Origin of the sequence: Exercitatus varius, from assembly GCF_029577735.1 — a bacterium.
Classification (GTDB): Bacteria; Pseudomonadota; Gammaproteobacteria; order Enterobacterales; family Pasteurellaceae; genus Exercitatus; species Exercitatus varius.
The window spans coordinates 66,743-84,418 of sequence record NZ_JARQTO010000016.1 but is presented as its reverse complement, the minus strand read 5'-3'; the positions used below and the strand labels follow the sequence as shown (position 1 = coordinate 84,418).

General features: G+C 45.6%; 17 protein-coding genes. 9 read left to right on the top strand and 8 right to left on the bottom strand.

All coding sequences use genetic code 11. From position 1 onward, the window contains the following. Nucleotides 1–155 precede the first annotated feature (155 nt). The 7 genes from tgt to secF all read left to right on the top strand — a co-directional run bounded on the left by tgt (nucleotide 156) and on the right by secF (nucleotide 5,987). Complete coding sequence (gene tgt, locus P7M01_RS10065; RefSeq protein WP_202937145.1) at nucleotides 156–1,295, top strand: tRNA guanosine(34) transglycosylase Tgt; 1,140 nt, start codon at nucleotides 156–158, stop codon at nucleotides 1,293–1,295. 54 nt (nucleotides 1,296–1,349) lie between these two features. Then, nucleotides 1,350–1,877: a hemerythrin domain-containing protein gene (locus P7M01_RS10060; protein ID WP_394853287.1), complete on the top strand. Its 528-nt coding sequence runs from the start codon at nucleotides 1,350–1,352 to the stop codon at nucleotides 1,875–1,877. Nucleotides 1,878–2,003: 126 nt separating this feature from the next. Next, entirely contained in the window at nucleotides 2,004–2,405 is a 402-nt protein-coding gene (locus tag P7M01_RS10055; RefSeq protein WP_202937143.1) for a hypothetical protein, read from the top strand. 3 nt (nucleotides 2,406–2,408) lie between these two features. Continuing rightward, on the top strand, nucleotides 2,409–2,648 hold the full coding sequence (locus tag P7M01_RS10050) for a sulfurtransferase TusA family protein (RefSeq protein ID WP_317483153.1): 240 nt from the start codon (nucleotides 2,409–2,411) through the stop codon (nucleotides 2,646–2,648). A 189-nt stretch (nucleotides 2,649–2,837) separates the two neighbouring features. Further along, nucleotides 2,838–3,137: a preprotein translocase subunit YajC gene (gene yajC / locus P7M01_RS10045; RefSeq protein WP_202937141.1), complete on the top strand. Its 300-nt coding sequence runs from the start codon at nucleotides 2,838–2,840 to the stop codon at nucleotides 3,135–3,137. A 24-nt stretch (nucleotides 3,138–3,161) separates the two neighbouring features. Then, on the top strand, nucleotides 3,162–5,012 hold the full coding sequence (secD, locus tag P7M01_RS10040) for a protein translocase subunit SecD (RefSeq protein WP_317483154.1): 1,851 nt from the start codon (nucleotides 3,162–3,164) through the stop codon (nucleotides 5,010–5,012). Between the two features lie 81 nt (nucleotides 5,013–5,093). Further along, entirely contained in the window at nucleotides 5,094–5,987 is an 894-nt protein-coding gene (gene secF / locus P7M01_RS10035) for a protein translocase subunit SecF (protein WP_317483188.1), read from the top strand. Between the two features lie 146 nt (nucleotides 5,988–6,133). On the opposite strand, the gene grxD is transcribed toward secF, so the two are convergent. The 5 genes from grxD to ompA all read right to left on the bottom strand — a co-directional run bounded on the left by grxD (nucleotide 6,134) and on the right by ompA (nucleotide 9,544). Beyond that, nucleotides 6,134–6,460, bottom strand: coding sequence for a Grx4 family monothiol glutaredoxin (grxD, locus tag P7M01_RS10030; RefSeq protein ID WP_317476194.1), 327 nt, complete (start codon nucleotides 6,458–6,460; stop codon nucleotides 6,134–6,136). Nucleotides 6,461–6,542: 82 nt separating this feature from the next. Further along, nucleotides 6,543–7,328: a TPM domain-containing protein gene (locus P7M01_RS10025; RefSeq protein WP_317483155.1), complete on the bottom strand. Its 786-nt coding sequence runs from the start codon at nucleotides 7,326–7,328 to the stop codon at nucleotides 6,543–6,545. Then, a complete protein-coding gene (locus tag P7M01_RS10020) occupies nucleotides 7,321–7,758 on the bottom strand; it encodes a TPM domain-containing protein (protein ID WP_317481350.1) in 438 nt (145 codons plus the stop codon). The genes P7M01_RS10025 and P7M01_RS10020 overlap by 8 nt, the downstream gene beginning before the upstream one ends. Before the next feature lie 51 nt (nucleotides 7,759–7,809). Beyond that, nucleotides 7,810–8,391, bottom strand: coding sequence for a LemA family protein (locus tag P7M01_RS10015; protein ID WP_202937135.1), 582 nt, complete (start codon nucleotides 8,389–8,391; stop codon nucleotides 7,810–7,812). Between the two features lie 103 nt (nucleotides 8,392–8,494). Continuing rightward, nucleotides 8,495–9,544 (bottom strand): porin OmpA, encoded by a 1,050-nt coding sequence (gene ompA, locus P7M01_RS10010; protein WP_202937134.1) that lies wholly within the window; start codon nucleotides 9,542–9,544, stop codon nucleotides 8,495–8,497. 446 nt (nucleotides 9,545–9,990) lie between these two features. Here ompA and ydiJ point away from each other — a divergent pair, with 446 nt between their 5' ends. Further along, nucleotides 9,991–13,068, top strand: a complete 3,078-nt coding sequence (gene ydiJ, locus P7M01_RS10005) for a D-2-hydroxyglutarate dehydrogenase YdiJ (RefSeq protein WP_317483156.1) — start codon at nucleotides 9,991–9,993, stop codon at nucleotides 13,066–13,068. A gap of 45 nt (nucleotides 13,069–13,113) precedes the next feature. On the opposite strand, the gene ycfP is transcribed toward ydiJ, so the two are convergent. Then, entirely contained in the window at nucleotides 13,114–13,656 is a 543-nt protein-coding gene (ycfP, locus tag P7M01_RS10000) for an alpha/beta hydrolase YcfP (RefSeq protein WP_202937132.1), read from the bottom strand. 194 nt (nucleotides 13,657–13,850) lie between these two features. Here ycfP and P7M01_RS09995 point away from each other — a divergent pair, with 194 nt between their 5' ends. Then, nucleotides 13,851–14,114, top strand: coding sequence for a GrxA family glutaredoxin (locus P7M01_RS09995; RefSeq protein ID WP_012072785.1), 264 nt, complete (start codon nucleotides 13,851–13,853; stop codon nucleotides 14,112–14,114). An 89-nt stretch (nucleotides 14,115–14,203) separates the two neighbouring features. On the opposite strand, the gene xerD is transcribed toward P7M01_RS09995, so the two are convergent. Both xerD and plsB read right to left on the bottom strand, forming a co-directional pair. Beyond that, complete coding sequence (gene xerD / locus P7M01_RS09990) at nucleotides 14,204–15,097, bottom strand: site-specific tyrosine recombinase XerD (protein WP_202937131.1); 894 nt, start codon at nucleotides 15,095–15,097, stop codon at nucleotides 14,204–14,206. 3 nt (nucleotides 15,098–15,100) lie between these two features. Beyond that, nucleotides 15,101–17,542: a glycerol-3-phosphate 1-O-acyltransferase PlsB gene (gene plsB / locus P7M01_RS09985; RefSeq protein ID WP_317483157.1), complete on the bottom strand. Its 2,442-nt coding sequence runs from the start codon at nucleotides 17,540–17,542 to the stop codon at nucleotides 15,101–15,103. Nucleotides 17,543–17,676: the final 134 nt, after the last annotated feature.

The following is a 17,676-nucleotide window of genomic DNA, read 5'->3' as shown; positions in this document are numbered from 1 at the left end:
CCTTAGCGCATTGCTAATGTATTTCGTCAAACTAAAACAAAAAATCCCGTTTAACGCCAAAATATCATGATAAAAATGAGCCTCTTCAAATTCTATGCTAGAATACCGCTCTTTTAATAGGTCTTCGAACTGTTTATTCGTTGATAGAGGATAAAATGAAATACGAACTCGACAAAACCAACGGTCTCGCGCGTCGCGGGCGACTGATTTTCCAACGCCCGCAAGGGGAATTTAAAGTGGAAACGCCGGCCTTTATGCCGGTGGGAACTTACGGTACGGTGAAAGGCATGACGCCGGAAGAAGTGCGCGCCACCGGTGCGGAAATTCTGCTCGGCAACACCTTCCATTTATGGCTGCGTCCGGGGCAGGAAGTGATGCGTAAACACGGCGATTTACATGATTTTATGCAATGGCATCGCCCGATTTTAACGGATTCCGGCGGTTTTCAGGTGTTCAGCTTAGGCAAATTACGCAAAATTACGGAAGAAGGCGTACAATTCCAGAATCCGATTAACGGCGAACGCATTTTCCTTTCCCCGGAAAAATCCATGGAAATTCAGTATGATCTAGGCTCGGATATCGTAATGATCTTCGACGAATGTACGCCTTACCCGGCGACTTTCGATTATGCCAAAAAATCCATGGAAATGTCGTTACGCTGGGCGCAACGCAGTCGTGCGCACTTCGACGAATTAGGCAATAAAAACGCTTTATTCGGTATCGTACAAGGCGGAACTTTCGAAGAATTGCGCAAAATCTCCGCCGAAGGCTTGGTTAATATCGGTTTTGACGGTTACGCTATCGGCGGCTTGGCAGTGGGCGAACCGAAAGAAGAAATGCACCGTATTTTAGAATTCACTACGCCTCTGTTACCGGCGGACAAACCCCGTTACTTAATGGGCGTAGGCAAACCGGAAGACTTAGTGGAAGGCGTGCGCCGCGGAATTGATATGTTCGATTGCGTCATGCCGACCCGCAACGCTCGGAACGGACATTTATTCGTCACCGACGGTATTGTGAAAATTCGTAACGCCAAATATAAAGACGACACTAGCCCGTTAGATCCGCATTGCGACTGCTACACCTGCAAGCATTACACCAAATCTTATTTGTACCATTTGGATAAATGCGGAGAAATTCTGGGCGCGCGTTTAAACACCATTCACAATTTGCGTTATTATCAACGTTTAATGGCAGAAATCCGCACCGCTATCGAACAAGATCGTTTTGATGATTTCGTGACGGAATTTTACGCACGTATAGGCAAAGACGTACCGCCGTTGCAAAAAGCCTGATCTCCTCCGCCCTTTTCACCAACGAAGGGCGGAACATTTTAAGAGGAAATGAATATGATCCACATCCAACCGACCGTCCACGCTCAATCCGCCAGTTGGGCGCAACCTATCGAAATGCTGTTTGCCTGTCACGGTCGGGTAAAGAATTTCTGTCGGCAACTGGGCATGCTGCCGGATTATTTAGCCAAAAACGGGATAAATCAGGCGGTTAAAAATGACGTTAAACAAATCATTACCTATTTTAATGTCGCCGCACCGCTGCACCACGAAGACGAAGAAACGGATTTTTTCCCCGCCCTTTTGCGCTATGTACCGCAAGCCAAAGCCGATATATTGAAGCTTGAAGCGGAACATGTCGGCATTCACAAAATCTGGGCGCAATTAGGCGTTCAACTGCAGGAACTGATTGACGAAAAACGTACCGACGTCGAACAAAATCTACTGGATGATTATCGCACCGCCTATGCGCGCCATATCGCGCTGGAAGAACCCTTGTTTGAATTAGGACAAAAACATATTCCGGCGGACCAATTAACCGCCATGGGCAAAATTATGGCGGAACGCAGAAAAATCCGCAAATAGCCCGCCGGACGTATCGCTTCACCCTAAAAAACTGTGAAAAAATCTACCGCACTTTTCAATCCGCTAGACATTCCCCGCTCATCCGCCTAAGATTTGTTTTATGAACTCTTTTCTTCCGGAGGCAATATGCAGCAAACCGTTTATCTTTCCATTGAAGAAAACAATGTGGTGATCACAACGCAAACCGATCGTTACAGCTTGCCCGTCAGCGTCGGAAAACTATTTCTGCATGACGTCCCGGACGAATGCGAATGGGAACAAGCCATTATACTGATCGAAGATATGATTTCCTCCGTGCAGAAATATATTCCGCCGCAAGCGGAGCTGATTGTGCAGGACGAACTATTGCGCCCGCTCGCCCCGCAAGGCGTGCTCTACCGCGACCATTTGGAACGGGTTTTCCAATATACCGCCGGATATCAAAGCATGCCCGATAATTTATCGAATTCGGGAGAAATCAAAGGACATTTGCTGTTTATGCGCGAATGGCTTCATCATTGCGGTTTCGAACGGGCCAAGTTGGATTAGCGCATGGATTATCAATCGGATCTTCGCGAATATCTCTGCCCGTTGCCGCTTATCATGGCTAAACAAACGCTGACGAAATTAGCGCGCAGCGACCGCCTCACGTTGTTGATGAATCACAGCACCGCCTTGCAGGACATGGAACTGCTTTGCGAACAGCAGAACTGTTCGTTGACGTTGCTGGAAAATACGGATGCGCATCTCAAATTGCGGATTCAAAAATTAAGCGACGGGAATCCGGCTTAAAAGTGCGGGCAAAAAAGCGAAGTTTTTTGAACGCCGGTTTTACCAACGCCCCGGGAAAAACGAATAATCTTATTGCCGATTTTCACGAAATTTTTACTCGCCGCGCAAGATCATTTTCACATTCCGCCGATTTTATGCTATTTTAACCGCCTATTTGTCATTCATTTTACTAACAAAAAGGAAAAAAACATGGAAGCTCAACAAGGTAGCCCGATGTCAATGCTGATGATTTTTGTGATTTTCGGTTTGATTTTTTATTTTATGATCTACCGTCCGCAAGCAAAACGGAATAAAGAACACAAAAATTTAATGGCTTCATTAAGCAAAGGAACCGAAGTTTTAACCGCCGGCGGCGTGGTCGGTAAAATCAGCAAAATTACCGAAGGCAGCAATGAAATCGTGATTCAATTGAACGCCGATACTGAAATCACCATTCATCGTAACTACATTGCGGCCGTATTACCGAAAGGTTCAGTCAAAACGCTTTAATCCGTTCCAAAAGGTATTTAACTTATGTTAAACCGTTTCCCTTTATGGAAGAATCTAATGGTGATCTTTACGATCGCCATTGGTGCTTTATACGCCCTTCCAAATATTTACGGTGAAGATCCCGCCGTACAAATTTCCGGTACCCGCGGCCACGAGGCGAACGAGACAACGTTAGCCGACGTGCAAAATCTGTTGGCGGATAACCGACTTAACACCAAATCTATCGTATTGGAAAACGGCTCGATTTTAGCCCGTTTTCAAAACACCAATGATCAGCTGTTAGCCAAAGATAAAATCGTTGAAAAACTCGGTACCGGTTATTCCGTTGCGTTAAACCTGGCACCGGCGACGCCTGCCTGGTTAAGCAGCATTGGCGGCAGCCCGATGAAATGGGGTCTGGACTTACGCGGCGGCGTACGCTTCCTGATGGAAGTGGATATGAATACGGCGTTAAGCAAACGCCAGGAACAACTGCAGGACAGCGTTAAAACCGAACTGCGCAAAGAAAAAATTCAATATGCCGGCGTACGAAACGGCGAAAATTACAGTTCGGTAGTGACTTTAGTCAACCCGGAACAGCGTTTCCAGGCATTACAGTTATTGCGTAAATCTCATCCGAACTTAACCGTGACGGATACCAACGAAAACACCATCTCCCTTTCACTGTCCGATGCGGCATTAATTGAAGCCCGCGACAGCGCGATTGAGCAGAATCTCAACATTTTACGTAAACGTGTGGGCGAACTGGGTGTTTCGGAAGCCGTTATTCAACGCCAGGGCGCCGAACGTATTGTGGTTGAATTACCTGGTATTCAAGACACGGCGCGCGCCAAAGAAATTCTAGGTGCGACGGCTACGCTGGAATTCCGTTTGGTCAATACCAATGTGACGCCTGAAGCCATGCGCCGTAATATTGTTCCGTCGGACACCGAAATTCAATATCAACAAGACGGTACGCCTGTGGCGTTATTCAAGAAATCCATGCTGGGCGGCGAACATATTATCAACTCTTCCGCCGGTATCGATAACCAAACGGGCGGTACTCAAGTCAGCGTGACTCTTGATGCGGAAGGCGGCGATATTATGTCGCAAATCACCAAGCTGAATTTGAAAAAACCGATGGCAACCCTGTACGTTGAATACAAGGATTCCGGTAAAAAAGACGCAAACGGCAAAGTGATTTTAGAAAAACACGCAGAAGTTATCAGTGTGGCGACCATTCAGGGGCGTTTCGGCAGTAACTTCCAGATCACCGGTTCCGGCACCATGGCGGAAGCGCAAAATCTTTCCGTATTGCTCCGTTCCGGTGCGTTAATTGCGCCGATTCAAATCGTAGAAGAACGAACGGTCGGACCGTCACTGGGTGCACAAAATGTGGAACAAGGGCTGAAAGCCGGTCTATGGGGCTTGGCTATCGTCATTCTATTCTGTTTAGCTTATTACAAACTGTTCGGTCTTATCGCCAGTCTGGCGCTGTGTGCTAACATGATTCTGGTGGTCGGTTTGATGTCGTTATTACCGGGCGCAACGCTCACCATGCCGGGTATCGCAGGGATTATTTTATCCGTGGGGATGTCGGTGGATGCCAATGTGCTGATTTTCGAACGAATCAAAGAGGAGATTCGTAACGGCCGTCCGATTCAACAAGCCATTCACGAAGGTTATAACGGCGCCTGGACATCTATCTTCGATGCCAACTTAACCACGATCTTAACCTCTATCGTTCTGTACGCAGTGGGTACAGGTCCGGTTAAAGGCTTTGCCATCACCTTGTCATTAGGGGTGGCGATTTCCATGTTTACCGCGATTACGGGCACACGTATGCTCGTGAACTGGATTTACGGCGGCAAACGTGTTGAAAAATTATTAATTTAGTGCGGAGAACATATTGTGAGTTCAATAAAACAAAAGCACGAATATAAAGGCGTCGGTTTGCCCTTCAACTTAGTGCATTTCATGCAATATCGGAAATGGGGTTATCTTTTCTCGATTTTATTAACGGCAACCTGCTTTTTCTTCATTTTTACCAAAGGTTTTAACTGGGGACTGGATTTTACCGGCGGCGTGGTTATCGATACCCATTTCTCTCACCCTGCGGATCTTGACAAAGTTCGGGCAACGTTAAATCAAAACGGTATTGAAAGCGCATTGGTGCAAACCACCGGTTCAACCAGCGATGTCATGATCCGTCTGCCGGCAGCCGCCGGCGATGCGCAAATCGGGGCAAAAATCAAAGAAATTATGACCGCACTTGATGCCGATATCGCGATCAAATCCGTGGAATTCGTAGGTCCGAATGTGGGTGATGAGTTGGCGCAAAGCGCCGTTTATGCCACGCTCGCCACATTAGTGCTTTTATTAGGTTATGTCGCTTTACGGTTCGAATGGCGTTTAGGCACCGGCGGTGTCCTGGCCTTAGCCCATGACGTGATTGTGACATTGGGCATCTTCTCTTTCTTACAGATTGAAATGGATTTAACCTTCGTGGCGGCAATTTTATCTGTGGTGGGTTACTCGCTCAACGACAGTATCGTGGTATTCGACCGTGTACGTGAGAACTTCCGTAAAATCCGACGGTTGGAAAGCGATGAAATCATTAATATCTCGTTAACGCAAACCTTATCGAGAACAATGATGACGTCCGTTACCACTTTATTCGTGGTTATCGCCTTATTGGCGTTCGGCGGTCCGACGATTTACAGCTTCTCATTGGCATTATTAATCGGTATTGCATTCGGTACTTATTCATCCATCTTCGTCGCAATTTCTATCGCCTATGATCTCGGTTTGAAACGCGAGCATATGCAAGTTAAAGTGGTTGAAAAAGAAGATTTTGAAGAAGGGTTCTAATTCCGCATTCTCAAAATTTAATCATGTAAAAAGCGATGAATTCTCATCGCTTTTTATTACCGTTAACTCTCCGAATAATTTCACGGATTCAATTTCCATAAAAAATGACAGCGTTAATTCGCTGCCATTTTCATTCAAATCGGAAGTTACGCGGCATGACGTTCCGCCACTTCCTTCAATAAAGTTTGCAATTCACCCGCCTGGTACATTTCCAGCACGATATCACAACCGCCGATTAACTCGCCTTCCACCCATAATTGCGGGAATGTCGGCCAATTCGCAAACTTCGGCAATTCGGCACGAATATCCGCATGTTGTAAAATATCCACGTAACCGAACGGCACCTGGCAATTCATTAACGCTTCCACTGCGCGAGCGGAGAAACCGCATGCCGGTAATTTCGGCGAGCCTTTCATATAAATTAAAATCGGATTTTCTGCAATTTGCTTTTTGATTTTATCTAATGTTTCCATTCTGTTTCCTTGTTGTTACGATTCGGTAAAGTGCGGTCATTTTAGCACAAGTTTTTGAGAAACCAAGCGCATTTATAAAGTATTACCAACTTCCGCCGGCACCGCCGCCGCCAAAGCCGCCGCCACCGAAACCACCGCCGGAGCCTCCGCCGAAACCGCCTCCGAAACCTCCGCCACCGCGACGATTACGCCGGCTGTTTTCAATCATAGAAGCGATAATTGCCGCATTTTGCAAATTGTTATGATTTGACGTCGGGCTGATATAAGGTTTTCTACGCCAGTTCCATTCCGCCAGAATCACAAAAAACACGAACAACGCAATCATGATAAACGGAATGTATTCGTCAGCCGTATTTTCTTCCTGCGCTTGCGGCGCAAATTCGCCTTTGCTTGCCGCAATGATGTAATCCAATGCCTTGCTGATACCGTTTGCATAGAATTCCTGACGGAAGTTAGGCAGCATAACTTTACGAATCACCTGTGACAAAAAAGCATCGGGCAAAGCCCCTTCCAATCCTTGCCCGGTGGCAATAAAGACTTTGCGATCATCTTTCGCAACCAGCATCAATACGCCGTTATTGTCGTTTTTACGACCGATTCCCCATTTATCTCCCAATTCAAAGGCGTATTGAGAAATGTCATATTCGCCGGTAGTCGGAATCAGCACTACGGCAATTTGCGAACTGGTTTCCCGGCTGTATTGAATCAGCTTGTTTTCCAACGCATTTTTTTCGTTTTCCGTCAACGTATGAGTATAATCGTTCACATAACGAAACGGATTCGGCGAACTCGGGAAATCCACCGCCGAAGCCAGGCTTGAGAAAAAAACTACGCAAAAAATGACCGCACTTTTTAACCATTTATTCATGAATAATCACCTCGTTCGGTAACTCATTCACATCATCCGGACGATTCGGGTAATGTGCCGCCAGTTCTTTCGCAATTTTTTGGATTGCCTCTACCACACCATCGGTGTAGTTATCCTGTTTAAATCGGGCAATCATGGCGTCCGTCGTCTGTTGCCAGAATTCGTTGCCAACAAACTGATGAATACCGATATCGCCGATAACCGCACATTGACGATCTTTATGAGCAATATAAATCAGCACGGCGTTGCGCGCTTGGGTTTTGCCCATTTCAAGCTCGTCAAACACCTGCAAAGTGCGGTCTAAAACCTGCATATTTTTCAAATAACGTTCAATATATACCCGCAATTCGGCAGAAGTTTGTTGCTCTAATTTGACAATTGCCCGTTCAATGAGCTGTTTATCGAAAGGAATTCGGGAAAATAAAGACATAATTTTCTCGCTTTATAAGAAAAAGGTGCGCAATCACGCACCTCTCAGCAATTATTGGAAATTAACGGATGGCGCGTTTTCCGCACCGGATACGGATTTAAAGTAAGGTTTTTCTTTGAATCCGAAAATCATTGCAGCTAATTTGGTCGGGAAAGTCCGTACTTTCGCATTATAGACTTTTGCCGCCTCGTTAAATTTATTACGCGCAACATTAATACGGTTTTCCATCCCTTCAAGCTGCGCTTGTAACGTCATGAACGCTTCGCCGGATTTTAATTCGGGATATTTCTCAACCGTCACCAACAAACGGGACAATGCCGAACCCACTTGGTTTTGATTTTGTTGGAATTGCGCCAATTGTTCTTCCGTTAAATTCGCCGGATCAATTTTGGTTTGAGTCGCTTTGGCGCGTGCTTCCATTACGCTGGTAAGGGTTTCTTTCTCAAAATTTGCCTGACCTTTTACGGTATTCACTAAATTCGGAATTAAATCCGAACGATGTTGATATTGCGTCTCAACATTTGCCCAAACGGAATCGATTTCTTCTTCCGCTTTTACTAAACTATTGTAGCTCGACATCAACATAAAACCGGCAATGACTGCAACAATAATCACGACTAACCATTTTTTCATTTTTCTATTCCTATAGATAAAATAATCTTATATGACAAAAGACCTAAACCGAGGTCTAGGTCTTTGTTAAATTGATTTATCTAATCACTTAGATAAGTCCAAATTACATAGTAGCTTGTTTGTTACCTTGAACTTGAACTTCAACACGACGGTCCGGTGCTAAGCAAGCGATTAATGCTTTACGACCTTTAACTGAATCACAAGTGTTGCCAGTTACAGGGTTTGCTTCACCGTAACCAGTTGCTGTAATTGCGTTAGAGTTAACACCTTTAGAAACTAAGTAGTTAGCTACTGTTTCAGCACGACGTTGTGAAAGTTTTAAGTTAGCTGCATCTTTACCGATACGGTCAGCATAACCGTTAACCGCTACTGCCGGATTAGACACTTGAGCGATTTCGCTATAGATACCGTCTAATGTTGTAGAAGCTTCAGGTTTTAATGTTGATTTACCGAATGCGAAAGTAACATCACTGTTTAAAGTGAAAGTTTTGTTTACAACTTCAGGAGCTGCAACCGGTGCTGCACCTTGACCGAAACGGTAAGATAAACCGGCAGTTACAGAGTGGATATCCGGGCTGTAACGTGCGTCAGCACCATAGTAACCAGCTTTTTCTAAAGCAGAATCTAAGTTACCTGCTTTGCTTAACCATTGGTATTCTAAACGTGCTGCCAATTCAGGAAGAATTGCGTATTCAACACCTGCACCTAAAATTAAAGAAGGTTTAGTTTTGTTGAATTTCTCACCAACATCATCTTTGTACATGTTGCGAACTAATGCAACACCGACTTTACCGTAAACGTCTAAATCCGGATAAATTTCATAGCTTGGTTTTAATGCAAAGCTTGCACCATGAGCTACATGATAGCCTTGGTCATCTTGAGCTGATGCTTTGGCTTTACCAAAGTAGTCATAACCTAATTCTGCTGCTAAGCCAAAATTGTTTTGGTTTAAGATTTGGTAACCACCGAATACACCGTAAGTTACAGAGTTACGGTTGAAACCATCTTCACCGAATGCACGCTCTAAACCATGGTGCATTGCTGACCAACCCACACGGGCGCCAGCGTAGAATGTGTTTTCTTGTGGAGCTGCTTGCGCAACTGATGCTGCTGCTAAACCAGCGATAGCTAATGCGATTGCTGTTTTTTTCATTGTGATGATCCTCTTTTAAATTTTAGTCATCTTAATTAAAAAATTATCAGCTGATATAGCTGAAATCCTAATACAGTTGCCTGTATTATGTGTTTATCTTAAATGTTTTTGATAAAAAAGTGAACTTTTTTCTTCATTCCACATCTAAGACACCGTTCGGAAAGGGATGACTTTACCCCAAACATCTTTTGGCAGATTCACATTTTCGAGCAAATGATAAAAACGCAAAAATGCTTCAAAAGTGTGCGTATTATCTACCATATAAATAGAAAATCAATTTTTTTTTCTTATTTTTGGTTATTTTTTGAGCAAAAGAACCATATTTCTGAACGATCATTCATTAAATAGCGCAAAATACGCCCTAAAAATTCTGGCAGCAAAAAATATCACTACGCTTTTGCTTATGCTAAAATCTCATCAGTTTCTTTTTATATGAGTGATGATTTATGCTCCCCCGTTTACAAAATATCCCCCAAATTACGCCTTTAGTGGTAGATTTTTTAGCCGATTTAAAAAAACAGGCCTTTGAAGGCGATATCGCGTCCAATTATGCAGATCGTTTAAGCCTTGCCACGGACAACAGCGTATACCAAATGTTGCCCCAGGCGGTTTTATTTCCCAAATCGGTGGCGGATGTAGTGCGGCTGACCAAATTAGGACAGCAGGAAAAATATTTATCGCTCACCTTCACACCGCGCGGCGGCGGTACGGGAACCAACGGACAATCGCTGAATAACAATATTATTGTGGACTTATCTCGCCACATGAACAGCATTCTCGAGCTGAATGTGAAAGAACGTTGGGTTCGGGTACAGGCCGGCGTAGTGAAAGATCAGCTCAACCGTTATTTGAAACCGTACGGCTTATTTTTTGCACCGGAGCTGTCCACCAGTAATCGCGCCACTTTGGGCGGCATGATTAACACCGACGCATCGGGACAAGGTTCATTGCAATACGGCAAAACTTCCGATCACGTGCTCGGTCTGAAAGCCGTATTGATTAACGGCGAAATTCTTGAAACAAGGGCGATCAAAACCGACGGTTTTTCCAAAAATTTACCGCAAAATTTGACCGCACTTGGTCGTCGTCTGCATGAAGAAATCTTCACCCGCACTCGGGAAAAGCGACAAACCATCATCCGCGACTTGCCGCAACTCAACCGTTTTCTTACCGGCTATGATCTGAAAAACGTCTTTAATCAGGACGAAACGGAATTCAATCTCACCCGCATTCTGACCGGTTCCGAAGGTTCCCTCGCCTTTATTTGCGAAGCCGTATTGGATTTAACGCCGATTCCGCAATTCCGCACCCTGATTAATGTGAAATACAGTTCTTTCAACGCCGCTCTGCGTAACGCGCCTTTTATGGTCAACGCTAATGCACTTTCGGTGGAAACCGTGGACAGTAAAGTATTGGGACTAGCCAAAGAAGACATTGTATGGCATTCCGTTAAAGACCTGTTAACAGAGGAAGAAGACAAGCCGATTCTGGGTTTGAATATTGTGGAATACGCAGGCGGCGATCATGCAAAAATTCAGCAAAATGTGACCGCACTTTGCCGCGCTTTAGACGAAAAAATCAAAAACGGCGAAGACAACATCATCGGTTATCAAATCACTTCGGATTTACCTTCTATTGAACGGATTTACGCCATGCGCAAAAAAGCGGTGGGATTACTGGGCAACGCCAAAGGCGCCCAAAAACCTATCGCTTTTGTCGAAGACACTTGCGTGCCGCCGGAAAATCTCGCCGATTACATTCTGGAATTCCGCGAATTACTTGACCTGCACCATTTGCAATACGGCATGTTCGGGCATGTGGACGCCGGCGTGTTGCACGTTCGTCCCGCGCTGGACTTAACCGACAAAGAACAGGTGAAACTGTTTAAACATATTTCCGATCAAGTGGCCGAACTTACCCGCAAATACGGCGGTTTAATCTGGGGCGAACACGGCAAAGGCGTGCGTTCCCATTACGGCGAGAAATTCTTCACCCCGGAATTATGGCAGGAATTGCGTTACATCAAATTTCTGTTCGATCCGCATAATCGTCTGAATCCGGGCAAAATCTGCTCCGCGCTGGGTTCCGACGTGCCGCTTTATGACATACTGTCGCCGATGCGGGCGGATCAGGATCGCCAAATTCCGATCAAAATGCGCGAAGAATTCAGCGGAGCCATGAACTGCAACGGCAACGGCCTGTGTTTTAACTTCGATGTTCACAGCACCATGTGCCCTTCCATGAAAGTCAGCCGCAATCGCGTATTTTCCCCGAAAGGACGCGCCGCTATGGTACGCGAATGGTTACGTTTAATGGCGAACGAAAACGTCTCGCCGGAACAATTGGATTTTCGTAATGTGGAAGTCAAGCTGTCCGAATTCGTACAAAAAATAAAAAACAGCTTCAATAAAAAGAAAGAATACGATTTTTCTCACGAAGTAAAAGCGGCAATGGACACTTGCCTTGCCTGCAAAGCCTGCGCCAGTCAATGTCCGATCAAAATCGATGTTGCAAGCTTCCGTTCAAAATTCTTTTATTTCTATCACCAGCGTTACTTGCGACCAGCAAAAGATTATATGGTGGCGAATCTGGAAACCGTCGCACCTTATTTAGCCAAAGCGCCGCAGTTCTTCAATTTTTTTGTCAGAAATAAAATCGTACAAAACGCGGTGGAAAAAACCGTCGGCATGACGGATTTACCGTTACTTTCCATACCGAATCTGCAAACTCAGTTGGTGGAAATCGGATATCAGGGAAAATCCTTAGAACAACTGGAAAAACTGAGTGCAGCGGAAAAAGAAAACATGCTGTTGGTGGTGCAAGATCCTTGGACGTCTTATTATGACGCCAAAGTAGTGGCGGATTTTATGGCGTTGTGCCGAAAACTGGACTATCAACCGATTTTGCTGCCGTTCAAACCGAACGGAAAAGCCCAACATATTAAAGGTTTCTTAAAACAATTTGCGCGCACCGCCAGAAATCAGGCGGAAATGCTGAATCGCGTGGCCAGACTGGATTTACCGCTGGTCGGGGTGGATCCCGCGATTGTGTTGTCTTACCGCGACGAATATAAAGAAGTGTTGGGCGCCGCCCGCGGCGATTTCCACGTCCTTACCGCCCATGAATGGCTGCGCTCTCAATTGTCGTCGGAACACCTGCAAAGTGCGGTAAAAAAATGGCAAAAATCTGACCGCACTTGTCATGAATGGCATTTATTTCCGCATTGTACGGAAGCTACGGCTATGCCGACCAGCCCGAAAGAATGGCAACTGATTTTCTCTGCCTTCGGCGAAAATCTGCAGATTCAAAATGTAGGCTGTTGCGGTATGGCGGGCGTATTCGGACACGAAGTGCAAAATCAGTCCATGTCGAAAGCCATTTATGACGCATCCTGGCGCGAAAAACTGACCGGCAAAGATCCCGAATATTGCCTGGCCACCGGTTATTCCTGCCGCAGTCAGGTAAAACGCTTTGAAGGGCAAACGCTCAAACATCCGGTGCAAGCCTTATTAACGCTGTTTTAACGGACAAGCCCGCCTCGATATGCGGGCTTGTTGTTTTCTCGGCTTTCAATCTTTATTTTTGAAATCTCTAATCGCCAGCACATACTGAGCGATTTTATCGAACTCGTGGGTTTCAATGTCATCCCACACGATATCGTAATAAGGCACCAGTTCGTCCGCCGTACGATTGGCGTTAATATGGTTATCAAGACTGGCCAGAAACACCAGACAACGACCTTTGTTTTTCTCGCGGAAATGGCTGACGCATTTGGTTTTGATGTCTTCAAATTCTTCCGGTCGATCAATTTTATGCTGCAAAGTTTCGTTCGGAAACAAATCCGGATTAAACAGAACCTGTTTAATTCCACACAAAAAACCAATCCGTTCGGCCCAGTAACCGCCCAGCCCCAAGCCACAAATCAGCGGTGATTTATCCGGGCTGCGGGAAATCAGTTTATGCACTTCCTGCAGCAAATGCTGCATATCGTGCCGGGGATGCATGGTGCTGTAATTAACGAAATGCACGTCTTCGTCAATATAACGCAGCTGCATCAGTTTTCCGTAATCATTGGCGTGACTTGAAGAAAAGCCATGTAAATAAATAATCATCGACGTACCTCCTCTTTTTAGCCTGTACCGACATCTTACGCTAAAGTGCGGTCAAAAATCTTCACATTTTGCCCGTTTTGTGATCTTCGTCGTCAATTTGATACGAAATATCAATCGGACTATTCGGCGAAAACCGCTTTTTTCTTTTATCACGAATCGGTAAAATACGGGAAAATTCATTCAAGGAGAAAACTATGTTTACAGTGATTTTTGGCCGTCCGGGTTGTCCTTATTGCGTTCGCGCAAAAAATTTAGCGGAAAAATTGAAAAACGAAGTGGCGGATTTCGACTATCGCTACGTGGATATTCATGCGGAAGGCATCACTAAAGAAGATTTATCAAAATCCGTCGGCAAACCGGTTGAAACCGTGCCGCAAATTTTTATCGATGAGAAACCTATTGGCGGTTGCACAGATTTCGAAGCGCTAATGAAAGAAAAATTCGGTATCGTGGCTTAATTATAAACCCGAAAATCAGACGCAAAAAACAAAAGTGCGGGCAAAAAACGTTAAATTTTTTGCCCGCACTTTTCTATTTTCTAAAACGGTTAGCCGCGCGGATGAAATTTTTCGTGCAAACGTTTGAGCCGCTCTTTCGCCACGTGGGTGTAAATCTGGGTGGTGGATAAATCGCTGTGTCCCAGCAACATTTGCACTACGCGCAAATCCGCGCCGTGATTCACCAAATGGGTGGCGAAAGCGTGCCGCAATACGTGCGGTGACAGGCTGTCGCTGTCAATATCCGCCAATACGGCATAATATTTAATGCGGTGCCAGAAGGTCTGACGCGTCATTTGCACAGCCCGTCTGCTAGGAAAAACCACATCCGAACTTTGTCCGTTCAGCAACATCGAACGACCGTAACGAATGAATTCGCCCACCCAATAAGCCGCTTCTTCGCCCATAGGCACAATGCGTTCTTTATTGCCTTTACCAATCACCCGCACCACGCCTTGCGACAAACTTATGTTATCCATGGACAGAGAAACCAGTTCCGTCACCCGCAAACCGGTGGCGTAAAGCAGTTCCAGCATCGCTTTATCCCGTAATTCCAGCGGTATGTCGGTGCTTGGCACGCTGAGCAAATCGCTCACCTGCTGCTCCGTTAAATATTTCGGCAAGCGCCCCGGCAATTTGGGCGAACTCAATGTCGCCGAGGGATCGTCCGTGCGATAATTTTCACGGTAAAGATATTGAAATAATTTTCGCATGGCGCTCAACAAACGGGCGGTACTGGTGGCTTTATACCCCGCTTCCACCCGTTGCCCCAAGAACCCTTGCAAATCCACGGCATCCAGTGAGATTAACGACAAATTGTGCGCCAGCAGCCAATCACAAAGTGCGGTCAAATCCAACCGGTATGATTGAATCGTATTTTCAGACAGCCCTTTTTCCAACCAAATATCGTTAAGAAAAAGTTCCACTAATGCCGAATCTTTCACCGTTTATTCGCTCTCAATATCATCCAAATCCATCGCGGTTTCCACCGCACTTTTAATGGTTAAATTAATTTCTGCGGAAATTACGTGTTCAAGAATATCCGCCATGCCTTGCAATTTCGCGACATCCGCTTCGCCCGCCGTATCGAAATAGCCGTTGTCTTTCAAACTTGCGATAAAAGTAGAAAACACCGCTTTATCGAAAAATTCCGGCGAATTAATGCCGTGTAATACGGATAAACGTTGCGCGATAGACTGACTTTCTTTCTCCAGCATGCCCCGTGAAACGGTCGGATTTTGCAACAGGATGGCAACCGTAATCAAATAGCGTTGTAAAATTTCACGCATCCCCGCCGACCACAACTGCAACGTGCGCACCCGCGGGCGGTTAATACTCAGCACGTTTTCATTCAGCTTAATCAGTTGCTGACGATGCAGTTCCGCAATAATGCGTTCCACTTTTTCAGGCAACGCTTCTAGCGGTAAGTGCATGAAAAGCTCGGCTTTTAAAAACGGATAAAGTTTTTCCACCGCGGCAATCACCAAGTCTTTTTGAATGGATTCGTGATGCAGAACAATACTCGCCACCAAAGACGGCAACACGAGTAAATGTTGAATATTATTGCGGTAATAGGTCATGAGAACCGCGTGATTACGTTCCAGCCGAACTAATTCGCCAAAGTTGTCTTTTTCAATAAGAATTCCTACCCGGTCCAGTCCCAGCACGTGATCGAGCAATTCCTTCGGCGGAGCGGTAGGAACCAGAATATCATCGGAATAGCTAACGTTCAGTAAATATTGCTGATAGCTTTCCAGCTGTTCCAGCAACTGTTCGCGCGACAACGCACGTTGGCGGGAAGACAGCAAAGCGGTGCCCGTTAAGTTCATGGCATTCACCGCTGCCGCTTTATTGATATTCACCATCACTTGATGAGAAATGGAATCCACCGCTTTGTTAAACCAAAGCGGACGTTCTTCCTGCTCTTCGTTTTTCCATTCCGGAAAATGTTGATTTAAATACGTGTTCAGCGTAATCGGTTCGCCGAAATTCACGAAACCGCGTCCGAGATTACGCAATTTTTTAATTACCCGTAACACTAAGCCCGCATTTTCCTTTTCTTTTTCGGCACCGCGTAATTCTTTCGCGTAGGTATCCACTTCCAGTACGTGTTCGTATCCCACATACACCGGCACAATGGAAATCGGACGGGTTTGGCCCTGCTGTAACGCCTGTAACGTCATGGACATCATCCCCGTTTTCGGCGTTAACAAACGCCCGGTGCGCGACCGTCCGCCTTCAATAAAATATTCCACGGAATACCCGCGATGGAACAGTTCGCCCAAATATTCGCGGAAAAGCGTGGAATACAGGCGATTGCCTTTGAACGTACGGCGAATAAAAAAGGCGCCCCAGCTTCGGAAAATACGTCCCACCGGCCAGAAGTTCAGATTGATACCCGCCGCGATATGAGGCGGCACCAAGCCCTGATGATACAACACATAAGAAAGCAACAAATAATCGATATGACTGCGGTGACAAGGCACGTACACGATTTCGTGTCCTTCCAGCGCCAGACGGCGCACCCGATCGGCATGTTCCACTTCAATGCCCTGATAAAGCTTATTCCACAACCAGCCTAAGAATCGATCCGCAATGCGCAAACTGCCGTAATTGGTGTCGGCGGCAATTTCATCCAGAATTTTTTTCGCTTCTTTACGGGCTTTCTCTTTCGACATATTTTTGGTACGGGCTTCATCTTCGATCGCCTGCAACACGGCCGGATGTTGCAACAATTTGTTAAACATCGCCTGACGATTCGGTAAACGCGGGCCCGTCGCCGAAATCCGTTGTTTGGCGAAGTGCATTTTGGCAATACGCGGCAGTTTTTGCGCTAATTTCTCATCCTCGCCGTATTCATTCACCATGTAACGCATGGACATGGCCTGGGAAAAACGCACGAAAGTATCCCGCCCGAACCAAATCGCCGCGATGGTTTTCTGCAAACCGTTCAACAAACGCAATTTCGGTAAGCCTTTGTCCTCGCGCCCCGGAGAACGGCCCCATAACACCGAAACCGGCACCACCTGCACGTCCAAATCCGGCAAAGTGCGGTGCAATTCCAGATAGTTTTTGAAAATCTTCTCCGTTTCTTTTTTGGCGCCTTTCGATTTAAAAAATTGATGACCTTCGTCTAAAAACACATAACGCGGCAGCACTTTGCCCTCGATACGGTTATCCTGAAAAGGATCCGGCAAGCCCAGGCTGAGGCAGTTTTTCCGCAACACCACCAAATCAGTCTGCGACGTATAAGGCAAAACATAAACGATAGGTTGCTCGATATTGAGCGTCAGTTCTTCAATAGGATGACTGGGAATCGGGTTGTCTTTCACCCAAAAAGACAACGGCCATGCTAAAGTTTTACGGTATAAATTTAAAAAAGCGTTCATACATTTATTTCCTAAAGCCGATTGGCGAATCTGGGCGGTAGTCTATCATAAATCCTGAAAAGAATACTAAACTCAGGGTTTAGTTTTTTCTAAATTTCATTAGAATGTGATCTACATTTAAGAAAATAAAAAAC